This window comes from Pseudomonas halotolerans (assembly GCF_039581215.1).
Classification (GTDB): domain Bacteria; phylum Pseudomonadota; class Gammaproteobacteria; order Pseudomonadales; family Pseudomonadaceae; genus Aquipseudomonas; species Aquipseudomonas tehranensis.
The window spans coordinates 107075-120170 of sequence record NZ_JBCNTJ010000014.1 but is presented as its reverse complement, the minus strand read 5'-3'; the positions used below and the strand labels follow the sequence as shown (position 1 = coordinate 120170).

Annotated in this window: 14 protein-coding genes; 5 read left to right on the top strand and 9 right to left on the bottom strand. The window is 60.4% G+C overall.

Annotated elements, in window-relative coordinates:
- Window positions 1–35 precede the first annotated feature (35 nt).
- Window positions 36–638, bottom strand: a complete 603-nt coding sequence (gene mobA, locus AAIS01_RS18815) for a molybdenum cofactor guanylyltransferase MobA (protein ID WP_343470188.1) — start codon at window positions 636–638, stop codon at window positions 36–38.
- Between the two features lie 78 nt (window positions 639–716).
- Between mobA and moaB the strand changes: the two genes are divergently transcribed.
- Complete coding sequence (gene moaB, locus AAIS01_RS18810) at window positions 717–1256, top strand: molybdenum cofactor biosynthesis protein B (protein ID WP_047226393.1); 540 nt, start codon at window positions 717–719, stop codon at window positions 1254–1256.
- On the top strand, window positions 1240–2466 hold the full coding sequence (locus tag AAIS01_RS18805; protein ID WP_343470187.1) for a molybdopterin molybdotransferase MoeA: 1227 nt from the start codon (window positions 1240–1242) through the stop codon (window positions 2464–2466). The genes moaB and AAIS01_RS18805 overlap by 17 nt, the downstream gene beginning before the upstream one ends.
- 61 nt (window positions 2467–2527) lie before the next feature.
- Here AAIS01_RS18805 and AAIS01_RS18800 read toward each other — a convergent pair whose 3' ends face one another.
- Window positions 2528–2833 carry a hypothetical protein gene (locus tag AAIS01_RS18800; protein WP_343470238.1) on the bottom strand — a complete coding sequence of 102 codons (306 nt, stop codon included), beginning with the start codon at window positions 2831–2833 and terminating at the stop codon, window positions 2528–2530.
- A 341-nt stretch (window positions 2834–3174) separates the two neighbouring features.
- Between AAIS01_RS18800 and yegS the strand changes: the two genes are divergently transcribed.
- The gene (gene yegS, locus AAIS01_RS18795; protein WP_343470186.1) at window positions 3175–4092 is read left to right on the top strand and encodes a lipid kinase YegS; all 918 of its coding nucleotides are present in this window, start codon (window positions 3175–3177) and stop codon (window positions 4090–4092) included.
- Here the strand turns inward: yegS and AAIS01_RS18790 are convergent.
- The 3 genes from AAIS01_RS18790 to AAIS01_RS18780 all read right to left on the bottom strand — a co-directional run bounded on the left by AAIS01_RS18790 (window position 4076) and on the right by AAIS01_RS18780 (window position 6329).
- The gene (locus tag AAIS01_RS18790; protein WP_343470185.1) at window positions 4076–4735 is read right to left on the bottom strand and encodes a response regulator; all 660 of its coding nucleotides are present in this window, start codon (window positions 4733–4735) and stop codon (window positions 4076–4078) included. The genes yegS and AAIS01_RS18790 overlap by 17 nt on opposite strands.
- Complete coding sequence (locus AAIS01_RS18785; protein ID WP_343470236.1) at window positions 4732–5625, bottom strand: sensor histidine kinase; 894 nt, start codon at window positions 5623–5625, stop codon at window positions 4732–4734. Before AAIS01_RS18785 ends, AAIS01_RS18790 begins: the two co-directional genes overlap by 4 nt.
- A 233-nt stretch (window positions 5626–5858) precedes the next feature.
- The gene (locus AAIS01_RS18780; protein ID WP_343470184.1) at window positions 5859–6329 is read right to left on the bottom strand and encodes a hypothetical protein; all 471 of its coding nucleotides are present in this window, start codon (window positions 6327–6329) and stop codon (window positions 5859–5861) included.
- A 480-nt stretch (window positions 6330–6809) separates the two neighbouring features.
- Here AAIS01_RS18780 and AAIS01_RS18775 point away from each other — a divergent pair, with 480 nt between their 5' ends.
- Both AAIS01_RS18775 and AAIS01_RS18770 read left to right on the top strand, forming a co-directional pair.
- Window positions 6810–7733, top strand: a complete 924-nt coding sequence (locus AAIS01_RS18775) for a chemotaxis protein CheV (protein ID WP_058545487.1) — start codon at window positions 6810–6812, stop codon at window positions 7731–7733.
- A 70-nt stretch (window positions 7734–7803) separates the two neighbouring features.
- Window positions 7804–8613 carry an MOSC domain-containing protein gene (locus AAIS01_RS18770; RefSeq protein WP_343470183.1) on the top strand — a complete coding sequence of 270 codons (810 nt, stop codon included), beginning with the start codon at window positions 7804–7806 and terminating at the stop codon, window positions 8611–8613.
- 212 nt (window positions 8614–8825) lie between these two features.
- On the opposite strand, the gene ppnP is transcribed toward AAIS01_RS18770, so the two are convergent.
- The 4 genes from ppnP to atuD all read right to left on the bottom strand — a co-directional run bounded on the left by ppnP (window position 8826) and on the right by atuD (window position 13074).
- The gene (gene ppnP, locus AAIS01_RS18765) at window positions 8826–9110 is read right to left on the bottom strand and encodes a pyrimidine/purine nucleoside phosphorylase (RefSeq protein WP_256230290.1); all 285 of its coding nucleotides are present in this window, start codon (window positions 9108–9110) and stop codon (window positions 8826–8828) included.
- 94 nt (window positions 9111–9204) lie between these two features.
- Entirely contained in the window at window positions 9205–9747 is a 543-nt protein-coding gene (locus AAIS01_RS18760; protein ID WP_343470181.1) for a 3'-5' exonuclease, read from the bottom strand.
- A 62-nt stretch (window positions 9748–9809) separates the two neighbouring features.
- Entirely contained in the window at window positions 9810–11780 is a 1971-nt protein-coding gene (locus AAIS01_RS18755) for an acetyl/propionyl/methylcrotonyl-CoA carboxylase subunit alpha (protein ID WP_343470180.1), read from the bottom strand.
- Window positions 11781–11916: 136 nt separating this feature from the next.
- Window positions 11917–13074, bottom strand: coding sequence for a citronellyl-CoA dehydrogenase (gene atuD / locus AAIS01_RS18750; protein WP_343470179.1), 1158 nt, complete (start codon window positions 13072–13074; stop codon window positions 11917–11919).
- Window positions 13075–13096: the final 22 nt, after the last annotated feature.

The window sequence follows — 13096 nt, the reverse complement described above, 5'->3', positions numbered from 1 at the left end:
AGACGTATACATCGCACGCAAGTTCCTGGCTAGTGTCAATCTGACACACCTTTGTGTCCATTGAGCAGTTCCGGCGTATTCAGATTGGCCAGGCGATGATCGTTGGCAGGGCATTGCAGGGCAATCGCATGCAGGGCCCGCATGATGCGACCCGGGCTGCGTTCGCCTTCGCTCCAGGCCTGTTCGAAGGCCGGTGCCAGCGCCACCGGAATGACGCACAGCAGCGGTTCCCAATGTTCACCATGACGTATCATCAGCGGCTTGTCGGGATGCTGGCTCGCTTCGCTGAGCATGCTGTCAAGCAGGCTTGCGTCGATTTGCGGTACATCACACGGCAGCACCAGCAGAGTTGGGTAGCGTGCCACCTTGAGGCCCGCCCGTATGCCTGCCAAAGGGCCGGGGAAGCCCCCTTCATCGTCATGCACCAATTGATCGGCATACCGCGCATAGCGTTCCGGGTTGCGGTTGCAGGAGATAATCAGGTCGTCGCTCAGTGCTCGGGTTCGTCTATGCAGATGGGCGATCAACGGTTCGCCCTGCCACTCCAACAGGCCTTTGTCCTGCCCGCCCATGCGTTGTCCGCGGCCACCCGCCAGCAGCAGGATGGAGCATGATGGCGGTGAAGTGTTCGAAGTCATGGCGTATCTCCGCACAGGCGAAAAAATGAAGCGCTGTGATATAACACCGGGCTGTTTCCTCTACAACTGGACGAGCCTATGAAAGCCAAGGCTGATGTACCTTTCGTGCCGCTCAATATCGCGGTGCTGACAGTCAGTGATACCCGCACCCTTGAAACCGATACGTCCGGGCAGGTTTTTGTCGATCGGCTCACGGCGGCCGGTCACAACCTGGCGGCGCGGGTTCTGCTCAAAGATGATTTGTACAAGATCCGGGCGCAAGTCGCGAACTGGATCGCCGAGGACGTGGTGCAAGTGGTGCTGATTACGGGCGGCACCGGTTTCACGGGGCGCGACAGCACTCCGGAAGCCGTCGCGTGTCTGCTGGACAAACAGGTCGACGGTTTCGGCGAGTTGTTTCGCCAAATATCGGTGGCGGACATCGGCACTTCCACCGTCCAGTCTCGGGCGCTGGCAGGCCTGGCCAATGGCACGCTGGTTTGCTGCCTGCCCGGTTCGACCAACGCGGTGCGCACCGGTTGGGACGGGATCCTCGCCGAGCAACTGGATGCGCGGCATCGTCCGTGTAACTTCGTGGCCCATCTGAAACAGGCGGCGCCTTGTGAATCCCGTGGGTAAACCGGGCAAGGCCGGCGCCTTGATGGCTGTGGAAGTGGCATTGGAGCGTTTGCTCGAGATGGCGGCGGCCACGCCGATTACCCAGCGCGAGCGTTTGCCTTTGGCTGCGGCACAAGGGCGGGTGCTTGCAGAGGATGTGGTATCGACCCTTGATTTGCCGCCATGGCCCAACAGCGCCATGGACGGCTACGCCTTGCGGCTGGCTGACTGCACAGGTGAGCCGCTGGTGGTCAGCCAGCGAATTTTCGCCGGTCAGGCCCCGCAGCCGCTGGCGGCCGGAACCTGTGCACGGATCTTCACGGGAGCGCCTGTTCCTGCCGGTGCTGATTGCGTCGAGATGCAAGAAAACACCGTCGTTGAAGATGACCTGCGCATACGCTTTACCGAGCCCATGGTGAGCGGACAAAACATCCGTCCTCAGGGGCAGGAGACAACCGTCGGAGAAACGGTTCTTTCCTGCGGTACTCGCCTGGGGCCCATCGAGCTGGGGCTGGCGGCGTCTCTTGGCTGCGCGTCGCTGGAGGTCGTGCGCAAGGTGCGTGTTGCAGTCCTCTCCACCGGTGACGAACTGGTAGAGCCAGGTCAGGCGCTGGGCCCTGGTCAGATCTATAACAGCAACCGCGTGCTGCTCTGTGGCTGGCTGCGGCAGTTGGGCTGTGAAGTGGTCGACGCGGGTATTCTGCCCGACGACTTGCCAGCCACCCGCCAGCGTTTGGGGCAGTTGTCGGATGTCGATCTGATCCTGTCCACTGGCGGGGTGTCGGTGGGGGAGGCTGACTTCCTGGGAACCGCCTTGCGCGAAGAAGGTGAACTCGCGCTCTGGAAGCTCGCCATCAAACCCGGGAAACCGCTGACGTTCGGGCATTTTCGTGGTGTGCCCGTGATAGGCCTGCCCGGAAACCCTGCCTCGACCTTGGTGACATTCGCACTGCTGGCCCGGCCTTACTTGTTGCGACGCCAGGGCGTTCAGGCGGTAACGCCGCTCACGTTCAAGGTGCCAGCCGGCTTCAATTGGCCGAAGGCAGGCGGACGACGAGAATACTTGAGAGGTCGCATCGAGAACGGTCGGGCGATCATTTACCGCAATCAAAGCTCCGGTGTGCTGCGCAGCGCGGCCTGGGCTGAAGGACTGGTTGAAGTGCATGAAGGGCGAACCCTGGTCGAAGGTGACGAAGTGGGTTTCATTCCTTTGAGCGAGGTCCTGGGCTAGCGCTGCAGCAGCGGTGTCATCTGGCCCGAGTGGAGTGCTCGGGCGCTCATGCCCATCGAATTTATTGCGAGAGCAACATGACCAGTTGATCGAATCGGCTGTTCGCAACCCAGCCCAGCAGGCCAGTGAGTACCGCCGCTGCGCCTGCCGAATAGGCGAGCCTGTGGCGGATAACCTTCACATCGGTTCGGATTTCATCCATGTCTTTACGGATGTATTTAAGGTGGGTTTCCAGTTCAACGACGCGCGGCTCCAAATCAACTCCTCCTGCAGTACTACTGCAACTTTTGCATTCGTTTTGAACGTTGGCCTGTTCGTTTCCAGATGCGAGCTGCCGGGGTGACAGCTTGTATTTATGGCTATGCATGGGACGTTTCATCCCTTTGGCCATAACGGTTCGAACCATTGTTCCGGCCCTTGTCGGCCGTGACGTATCCATCCATGGGTTAGGACATCCTTGTGTAATGAGCATTTAAACGATCCAGCACAACAGGACACCAAAGTGTCTCAATACCGTTGAAGGGTCAATTGAGCTGATTCGTCAGTTCTTGTAAGAAAATTCTTCGAGCCGAGAAGCAGAAAGCGGGCGGGCTGCCCGGCTGTTCTTCCATGGGCACGCGGCTTCTTTTATTTAAATTGAATCGGCCCGGGCTTTTTCGGCCGTGTGAGCGGTCCCATTCTCTGAACCTTCCCATGACGGAGATGACAATGAGCAAAGGCAAGGCGCTGTTGATTTTGCATGGCAAGCAAGCGCTCAACGATGAGGTTCGCGCCGCAGTGATGCTCAAGCGCAAGCAGGGCTGGGACCTGGCGGTCCGGCTGACGTGGGAGGCCGGCGATGCCCGACGCTGTGTCGATGAGGCGTTGGATGCCGGTTACACGACACTGATCGCCGGCGGCGGGGACGGGACCTTGCGTGATATCGCCGAGGCGATCGTGGGTCAGTCGAGTGAGGTCAGCCTGGTATTGCTGCCGCTGGGGACGGCCAATGACTTTGCCCGTGCGGCGGGTATCCCGCTGGAGCCGGAGCAGGCCCTGGATCTGCTGGATATCACGCCCCGGGCCATCGATCTGGGGGAAGTCGCTGGCCGGATTTTCCTGAACATGGCCACGGGCGGCTTTGGCAGTCAAGTGACGGCGAACACCTCCGAGGACTTGAAAAAGGTCTTGGGCGGTGCCGCCTATCTGTTCACCGGTTTGTCTCGTTTCAGTGAACTGAGTGCGGCCTATGGCGAGTTGCAGGGCCCGGATTTCCACTGGCAGGGCGATTTGCTGGCGCTGGGCATCGGCAATGGCCGGCAGGCGGGAGGTGGCCATGTGCTGTGTCCGGAGGCGCTGGCCGATGATGGGTTGCTGGACATCAGCATCCTGCCGGCGCCACAGGAAGTGGTCAGCACCCTGAAGGACCTGCTGGCGGGTGGCCTGGGCATCGACAACATGTTTGTGCGCGCCCGCTTGCCGTGGGTGGAGATCAAGGTCGCGCAAGGTCTGGATATCAATCTTGATGGCGAGCCGTTGCAGGTCGACAGTTTGCGTTTCACTGTCCGGGCGAAAGCGCTGCGTGTTCACCTGCCCGCCGATTCGCCTTTGCTGGGGGCGGCGGTGGCGCTTAATCGTCCAGGCTGATGATCTGCTCGCGCACGGCGAACAGCACCAACCCGGCCACATCATGGATCTGCAAGCGTTTCATGATCTGCGCCCGGTGGGTTTCTATGGTCTTGATGCTCAGGTTCAGGCCGTTGGCGATTTCCCGGGTGGACTTGCCGCGCACGATCAGCCGCAGGATCTCCAACTGGCGAGCGGTCAGATTATGAGCCCGGCCAGGGTCGGGTTGCGGCTTCTGGACGCGGGTCAGTGCCTGGTTGATCACGGTGTGGGCGATGGCGGGGCTCAGGTAGCGTTCGTTGTTGCGCAGTGCTTCCAGGGCGTGTTCCAGCTCGGTGGCGGTGGTGTCCTTGAGCAGATAGCCATGGGCTCCGGATTCCAGCGCCTGCATGATCAACGCCGGATCGGTGTGCATCGACAGAATCAGCACTTTGCTTTGGGGGCGCACTCGTTTGAGCTGTTGCAGTGCGTCCAGGCCGCAGGTGTCTTTCATGGAAATATCCAGCAAGACGATATCTGGAGCCAGCCGCTCCACCAGTTCCAGCAATTGCGTCCCGTCACTGGCTTCGCCAACAACGGCATAACCGGGAAGATCCATGACCAGGGCGCGCACGCCGGCTCTGATCAGCGAGTGGTCATCTATCAGCAGCAAATTACAAATCAATGGAGAACCTTATTCTTGCTGGCCCGTTCCAGGGCACGAGGTGTCCAGGGAAAGCTCGCCTCGATGTGGGTACCTTTGCCGGCCTCGCTGGTGACCTTCAAGGTGCCGCCCAATTGTTCAACCCGCTCCGACATGCCGGCCATGCCGCGTTGCCCTTCTTGGGCGGGGTGGGAGGCCGGGACGAAGCCCTTGCCATCATCGCTGATCAGCAGGGTCAGGCCTTCGGGCAGGCGTTGCAGGCGCACCAGCAGGTTTTTCGCCTGGGCATGGCGCAAAATATTCGTCACGGCTTCCTGGGTGATTCGAAACACGGCGACCGTCATTTCCTCAGGGATACCGTTCATGCGTTGCTGGCAGTCCAGGCTCCATTTCAGCGGGGTGTTAGCCAGCGTCTTGAGCAGGTGCGCGCGCAGGCTGGCTTCAAGTCCCAGGCTGGTCAGTTGTCTTGGGTTGAGAATGGCTGAGACGTCGCGAACCTTGTTGAGTGTTTCGTCCAGCGTCTCGCAGAGGATCGTGCACTGGCCGTGCAGTTCTTCCGGAAGACGGCGCTTGAGCCATTCGCTTTGCAGTTTTGCCGCGGTCAGCAACTGGCCGATATCGTCGTGCAATTCACGGCTGAGTCGATGGCGCTCGTTTTCCTGGACCTCAAGCAACCGATCGGCCAATTCCTGGGGCTGAAACTTGATGGATTTGTGAGACAGGCGATGCTGGATCCAGACGCAGGTCGTGGCCGCGATATTCAGCGCCAGCAAACCCAGGGGGACGGTAGAGGCCAACAGGTAGACCAGCAGGCTGCCAAGGGTTGAGCAGATGCACAACGACAACGTGAAACGGCGGGCATTTTCTCGGGAGGGTGGCCAGGTGATGATTGACTTGAGGCTGGCGTACATGACGGATGGAGCCAATGAATGTTCGCTGCGGGCAGGCCGGTCAGCGTATCTGACGGGCCGGGACGGGTAAACGTTTCAGGTCGAAGGCAACCTCAGGTGGCGGCTTAATGCCACTCTCTTGAGGCCACTGACGCGGGAGATAGTACCACTTCATATTTCGTTGGTCGCGTTCAGCAGGATGGCTTGAAAGCGCCCAGTGTCAGCTGCATCGGGTCGAACCGCACTCCTCGGCATCAGGCCTGTTTTTGCGAGTAGGGCACCAAGCCCAGGGGGCGCGAAGCGGATAATGTCTGGACAGGACTCTGGCCTACCTGGAAGGCAAAGGCTTCGATCAACGAGGTCTGTTCGCTGGTGTCCAGGCTGAGCTGGCCGGTGGTGTGATCAACCAACTCCAGTTGCCAGGCCATCAGGGTGAAGCAATCCTTAAGCGCGCCCAGTGCCTGATCATGCAATTGGATGCGACTTTGCGCGTGGCTGAGCAAGCCATGGATATGCAGCGAAAACTCCGAAACGGCTTCCAGCGCCAAGGCATCGGCCTTGCTTGCCAGCTTCAGCAAGGTACTGAGTATGCAATCGATGGCGTCCCTGTCGTTGTTGATCAGTTGCAGGTGGGCCAGGCATTCCTCGGACTTGGCCAAAAGCGTTTCGGCCTCGATCAGAAATTCGGGAAGGCGCTGATTCCAGTTTTTACGATCGTTCGGCATGCTTATCTCCACAACATCATGTCAGGCGAAAGAAAATCGCGTGTGGCGAACGGCTGGGCCTCGCGGCCGGCAACTAACGAAGACCCGCAGGCACTTTTTTGCCGGTCGGCAAAAGCATGCTCGCAAACGATTGCACTGGCGGGATCGGCCAATTGGCTGGTGGTCCGGTGTCCTGCGGTCGCGCACAAAAGCCTGACTCCGTTCAGCAATGAGAATGGCGTCACATTAATGGCTATTGGATAGCGGGAATATCAGGTTGGACCTGATTGTTCCTAGGGGAAACCCCTAGGCGGGGGAACTTTGTGCGAAAACTGAGGTCGCGCCGCACAGAGCTTGGGGGATGAAATGCGTGAAGCCAGTAAAGCATGATGTTAATGTGATATCAATGCCTCGCGCGACATTTTATACAGGGGTCAAGATCCGGCCTGTACGGCCGATATCCCCTTTATGGATTCATCCGAACAAGCCCAGGAGTCATAGATGGCCGGCATTCTCGACACAGTAGATCAACGAACCCAGCTGGTGGGTGAGAATCGCCTGGAAATTCTCATGTTTCGCCTGGCGGGGCGGCAGTTGTTCGCCATTAACGTGTTCAAGGTCCAGGAAGTGCTGCAGTTGCCGAAGCTGACGCTGATGCCACAGCGCCATCCGTTTGTGTGCGGCGTAGTCAATCTAAGGGGCCAGACGTTGCCGGTGATCGACCTGTCCCAGGCCATCGGTATGCGTCCACTGGTGCCGGGACCGAACAGCACCATTATCGTCACCGAGTACAACCGTTCGGTTCAGGCGTTCCTGGTGGGTGGCGTGGACCGCATCGTCAATATGAACTGGGAAGCCATCTTGCCGCCGCCGACCAGTGCCGGACGTGAGCACTACCTCACGGCCATCAGCAAGGTTGATGACCAGTTGGTGGAAATCATCGACGTGGAAAAAGTCCTGGCCGAAATCGTGCCCTACAACGCCAAGGTTTCCCGGGACAAACTCGAAGATCCAGTGCTGGAGCGCGCCCGTGGACGCGAAGTGTTGCTGGTGGACGACTCCAACGTCGCGCTTTCTCAACTGCGCGATACGCTGGGTCAGTTGGGTGTAAAAATGCACATTGCCAGCGACGGTTTGAAAGCCCTGAACATGCTCAAGGCCTGGGCCGATACCGGCGAAGTGATGACCGACAAATTGCTGATGGTTTTCACCGACGCGGAAATGCCGGAAATGGACGGCTATCGCCTGACCACCGAGATCCGCAACGACCCTCGTTTGCGAGGCCTCTACGTGGTGCTGCACACCTCGCTGTCTGGCAGCTTCAACGATTCGATGGTCAAGAAGGTCGGCTGCGACAACTTCCTCTCCAAATTCCAGCCGGACAAGCTGGTGGATGTGGTGCGCCAGCGACTGATGCTCGACTGAGGCTGATCTTGGTTTGCTTCGATGGCCGGCTCGTATAAGGTGGCGTTTTTCGTCACCAGGGAAGTTGAGCATGTTGCGGCTGAGCGCGTTGTATCGTTATCCGTTGAAGTCCGGCAAGGGCCAGCTCCTGCAAGGTATAGGCCTGGACAAGCTGGGCCTGGACGGTGACCGGCGCTGGATGCTGGTGGACGAGGGCACCGGGCGTTTCCTGACTCAGCGCGCGGTGGCGAAGATGAGCCAGCTCTCGGCATTGTGGAACGAGGCAGGGGGGCTGACGCTCAGCGCGCCGGGTTTCGATACCCTTGATGTACCGCTACCGCCTGCTGACGAAGAGCAACGGCGCGGTGTGATCATTTGGCGCGACACCTTGCGCGTACCGGATGCCGGTGACGAGGCGGCGGCCTGGGTCAGCGAATTCATCGGCAAGCCCACCCGGCTGGTGCATGTGCCGGTGGAACTGGCGCGTACCACCGCCGCCGGTTACGGCAAGGATGACGACAAGGTTGCCTTCGCGGACGGCTTCCCATTGCTGCTGATCGGCCAGGGCTCCTTGCAGGACGTGTCCGATCGCGTTGGCCGCCCTTTGGAGATGCTGCGCTTTCGTCCCAACCTGGTTGTCGAGGGCAGCGAGGCATTTGCCGAGGATGGCTGGAAGCGCATTCGTATTGGCGATGTGGAGTTCCGGCTGGTCAAGCCGTGCTCGCGCTGCATCATGACCACGGTCGATCCGCAAACCGGTGAGCGTGCTCCTGATCGCGAACCCTTCGCCACGTTGCAGCAGTATCGTTCGACACCGGACGGTGCGATGTTCGGCCAGAACCTGGTCAATGACAGCAATGGTTGGCTTGAAGTGGGTATGCCGGTTGAAGTGCTCGAATAAACACCACTTCTGAAAAAACAATGCCCGTGTCCACCGGACACGGGCATTTTTCATTACCCGACGCCACACCGGGGCTTTTGTGGCGAGGGGATCTATCCCCGCTGGCTGCACAGCAGCCTAAAGACCTGCAGCCCCGGTGTATCAGGCTGACTGTGTTCCGTCTTTTGGGGCTGCTGCGCAGCCCAGCGGGGATAAATCCCCTCGGCACAGCCTCAGCCGCGGTATTCGCACAGGTAGGCGGTGTCGACGGCGACTTTGAGCTGGAACTTGCTGTTGGCCGGTACATTGAACTGGTTGCCGGCCTCGAAGGTTTCCCAGTCGGTGCTGTCGGGCAGTTTCACGGTCAGGGCGCCGGAGACGACGTGCATGATTTCCCGCTGCGCGGTGCCGAATTCGTATTCGCCCGGAGCCATGACGCCGATGGTCGCAGGACCTTCGGCAGTGCCGAAAGCGATCGACTTGACGGTGCCGTCGAAGTACTCGTTGACTTTAAACATGGGCGATTCCTCGAAAAAGGGGCTGGAAAAGGCCGGCCAGTATGCACAACGCTGCAACGTTCGTCATCTGCCGCTCCGCCGTCGTGGCGCGCGTTCAGCCTGGGAGTACCAGGGGCAACAATCGTGCCGTATTGCGCGCATCTTCCAGCGCCCGGTGTTGTTGACCGCAGAATTGCAGGCCGGCCAGTTGCAGCGCCCCGTTGAGCCCCAGTGGCCGCTCCAGCCGGCGGGCCTTGGCGAAGCGCTGCTTGAGGTTCATGTGCGGTACCTGGCCGAGAAAACTGTGCAACCGCTGATGCTGCCATTCCTGAAGCAATTGCTTGCGGTCGTAATCACCCCAACTGACCCAGCTTTCCAGGTTTGCGTGATACGGCGCCAGCCAGCGTTCGAACGCCGGCCAGACCTCGGTCAAGGGCGCGGCGCTGTCGATATTGGCCTGGGTGATGTGGGTCAGCTCGCGACAGAAAGGTGTGAGCAAGGGCCGTCTCAACGGCTTTACGAAACGCTGGAAATGGTCCAGCTCGCGGCCATCCCGATTCACCAGTGTGGCGCCGATTTCGATAATTTCCATTTCGGTAACCGGCCAGCCACCTTCATCGGTGGTGGCCTCCAGATCAATCACCAGCCAGTGAGGCATCGCAGGGTTCCCGGTATCGGCGTGCTGATGGGTTTGAGCGTAGTCAAACCCTGCGCATCCGCCTAGTGCGCTGTTTCAACCAGCAACAAAACCTGTCGGTTTTTCACCTGATCGCCTTGTTTGACGTGCAGCGCCCTGACCACCCCATCGATGCCTGCCTTGAGTGGATGTTCCATTTTCATCGCCTCGAGCACCATCAACAGTTGCCCCTGGCGCACGGCGGTGCCTTCGCGGACCAGTACGTCGACGATAGCGCCGTCCATCGGTGCCTTTACGGTGCCATCGCTGACGCTGGCCCTGGCGGCGATGCGGGCCTGGGTCCGATCCTGAAAATGCAGGCCGCCAGGGCCAGTGAACAGCCACAGCTCATTCCCCTCCAGACGCCAGGCGTGATGTTGGCGAATGCCGTCGATCATCAGTGTTGCGCCGCGCGGATCAGCCTCGAGCCACTTCAGCGCGATCTCGCGCTCGGCTATCCGGACACGCAGCGTGCCCCCGGCTTCGGCGGCCAGGGTCAGGGTCCAGTCGCGCTCGCCCAGACCAATGCGATAGCGTCGCGCTGTGCCAGTATTGTTGCTCCATCCTCCCAGCCCGGGTGCATGGCGTGCATGCATCGCCTGATAGAACAAGGCTGCGGCGATGGCGAGCTGCTCAGCCGATGGCGCGTGGGTGTGCAAGGCGGGATGATCGGCGCAGTGCTGCTCGATGAAGCCTGTGTCGAAATTTCCATCAATGAAGTGTGGATGAGCCAGCAACCCCGCCAGCAAGCGCTGATTGCTCTGGACACCGAGCAGCAGGCAATCTTCCACCGCGCGCAACAGTTTGCGTCGTGCCTCTTCACGGGTAGCGCCATGGGCGATGACTTTGCCCAGCATCGGGTCGTAGAACGGGGTGATGGTCTGGCCTTCAAGCAAACCATGGTCGATTCGTACACCGTCGCGGATAGGGGGTTCCCAACTGAGCAAATGGCCGGTTTGCGGCAGAAAGTTCGCAGCCGGGTCTTCGGCATACAACCGCACTTCCATGGCGTGACCACTGAACTGGATCTGGTCCTGGCGCAGGGGCAGTGGCAGACCGGCGGCCACCTCCAGTTGCCAGGCCACCAGGTCCAGGCCGGTGATCAGTTCGGTGACTGGATGTTCGACCTGCAGGCGCGTGTTCATCTCCAGAAAGTAAAAACCGCCGTCCGGGGCGAGCAAAAACTCCACGGTTCCGGCACCCACGTAATTGACCGCGCGGCCCGCCTTGAGCGCGGCATCCCCCATGGCCTGACGCAGGTCGGCGGTCATGATCGGGCAGGGCGCTTCTTCAATGATCTTCTGGTGGCGTCGCTGGATCGAACAGTCCCGTTCGCCCAAATGGAGCAGATTGCCGTGGTGGTCACCGAAAACCTGGATTTCCACGTGCCGAGGATTGATCAAGGCCTGTTCGAGGATCAACTCATCATTGCCAAAACCCTGCAGCGCCTCGGAGCGCGCGGTGCGCAACTGTTCCAGTAGGTCTTCAGCCCGCCAAACCAGGCGCATGCCTCGGCCACCACCGCCGGCGCTGGCCTTGATCATCAACGGATAGCCAATGCGGGCGGCTTCGCGAGTCAGCGTGTCGTCATCCTGGGCCGCGCCTTGGTAACCGGCGATGCACGGTATGCCGGCGGCGAGCATGGCGATTTTCGAGCGGCGTTTGCTGCCCATCAGGTCGATGGCGTGGGGGCTGGGGCCGATGAACACGATCCCGGCCGCCTCGCAGGCCTTGGCGAACCCGGCATTTTCCGACAGGAAGCCGTAGCCGGGGTGGATGGCGTCGGCGCCAGTACGCCGGGCGGCATCAAGGATGGCCGGCTGATTGAGGTAGGACTGCTGCACCGGTGCCGCACCGATGAATACGGCTTCATCGGCCAGGCGCACGTGCAGCGCGTCGGCGTCGGCCTCGCTGAACACCGCCACGGTGCGATAGCCCAGGGCCTGGGCGGTACGCTGGATCCGGCAGGCGATTTCACCGCGGTTGGCGATGAGGATCTTGCTGAAGGCGGGCATGGTGGTCATTCCTGGGGTTTTACGGTGGCTGTCAGGGCCTCATCGCGAGCAAGCTTTGCTCCCACAATGCCCGGTGAGTGGCATTCACCTGTGGGAGCAAGGCTTGCTCGCGATGGCGGCCTGGCAGGCGACGTAGTCATTTTTTCTTGCCCGGCAAAATGCCCATGAGTTTGCAGATGATGCCCAGCATGATCTCGTCCGCACCGGCGCCGATGGACACCAGGCGCACGTCGCGGTAAGCCCGCGCCACCGGGTTGTCCCACATGAAACCCATGCCGCCCCAGTATTGCAGGCAACTGTCGGTGACTTCCCGGGCCAGGCGCCCGGCCTTGAGCTTGGCCATGGATGCCAGCCGCGTCACATCCTGGCCGTTGATGTACTGTTCGGTGGCCTGGTAGACCAGTGCCCGCAGGCATTCGATCTCGCTGGCCAGTTCCGCCAGGCGAAAGTGAATCACCTGGTTATCGATCAGGGCGGTGCCGAAGGTCTTGCGCTCCTTGCAGTACTCGATAGTGCTGTCGATGCAGTGCTCCAGGCCTTTGAGCATGTTTGCCGCGCCGAACAGTCGTTCTTCCTGAAACTGCAACATCTGCATCATGAACCCGGCGCCTTCCTGGCCAATGCGATTGCGTTGCGGCACCCGTACGTCGTCAAAGAACACCTGGGCGGTTTCCGAACTGCGCATGCCGAGTTTGTCCAGGTGCGCGCCGAGGCTGATACCGGGGCTGTCCATCGGCACCATGATCAGTGATTTATTGATGTGGGGCTTGTCGTCCGACGTGTTGGCCAGCAGGCACATGAAATCGGCGCTCGGCGAGTTGGTGATCCACATCTTGCTGCCGTTGATAATGTAGTCGTCGCCATCTTTGCGGGCTGTGGTCTTGAGCCCGGCGACATCAGAGCCGGCCCCGACTTCCGAGACGCCGATGCAACCGACCTGCTCACCGCTGATGGCCGGGCGCAAGAACGCTTCACGCAGCTCATCGGAGCCGAAGCGCGCCAGGGCCGGGGTGCACATGTCGGTCTGCACGCCGATGGACATCGGCACGCCGCCACAATGAATGGTGCCGAACGCCTCGGCGGCGACGATCGAATAGCTGTAGTCCAGGCCCATGCCGCCGAACTGCTCCGGCTTGGATATACCCAGCAATCCCAGTTCACCGGCCTTGCGGAACACCTCGTGGATGGGAAACCGTCCGGCCTTCTCCCATTCGTCGACATAGGGGTTTATCTGCTGGTCGACAAACTGGCGAACGGTGCGCCGCAGCGCTACGTGTTCCTGGGTGAAGATCATTTTTATTGTTCTCCTGTGGGCA

Coding starts and splice junctions, on each gene's coding strand:
- mobA (WP_343470188.1), bottom strand. CDS start 638: ATGACTTCGAACACTTCACCGCCATCATGCTCCATCCTGCTGCTGGCG.
- moaB (WP_047226393.1), top strand. CDS start 717: ATGAAAGCCAAGGCTGATGTACCTTTCGTGCCGCTCAATATCGCGGTG.
- AAIS01_RS18800 (WP_343470238.1), bottom strand. CDS start 2,833: ATGCATAGCCATAAATACAAGCTGTCACCCCGGCAGCTCGCATCTGGA.
- yegS (WP_343470186.1), top strand. CDS start 3,175: ATGAGCAAAGGCAAGGCGCTGTTGATTTTGCATGGCAAGCAAGCGCTC.
- AAIS01_RS18785 (WP_343470236.1), bottom strand. CDS start 5,625: ATGTACGCCAGCCTCAAGTCAATCATCACCTGGCCACCCTCCCGAGAA.
- AAIS01_RS18780 (WP_343470184.1), bottom strand. CDS start 6,329: ATGCCGAACGATCGTAAAAACTGGAATCAGCGCCTTCCCGAATTTCTG.
- AAIS01_RS18775 (WP_058545487.1), top strand. CDS start 6,810: ATGGCCGGCATTCTCGACACAGTAGATCAACGAACCCAGCTGGTGGGT.
- AAIS01_RS18770 (WP_343470183.1), top strand. CDS start 7,804: ATGTTGCGGCTGAGCGCGTTGTATCGTTATCCGTTGAAGTCCGGCAAG.
- ppnP (WP_256230290.1), bottom strand. CDS start 9,110: ATGTTTAAAGTCAACGAGTACTTCGACGGCACCGTCAAGTCGATCGCT.
- AAIS01_RS18760 (WP_343470181.1), bottom strand. CDS start 9,747: ATGCCTCACTGGCTGGTGATTGATCTGGAGGCCACCACCGATGAAGGT.
- AAIS01_RS18755 (WP_343470180.1), bottom strand. CDS start 11,780: ATGCCCGCCTTCAGCAAGATCCTCATCGCCAACCGCGGTGAAATCGCC.
- atuD (WP_343470179.1), bottom strand. CDS start 13,074: ATGATCTTCACCCAGGAACACGTAGCGCTGCGGCGCACCGTTCGCCAG.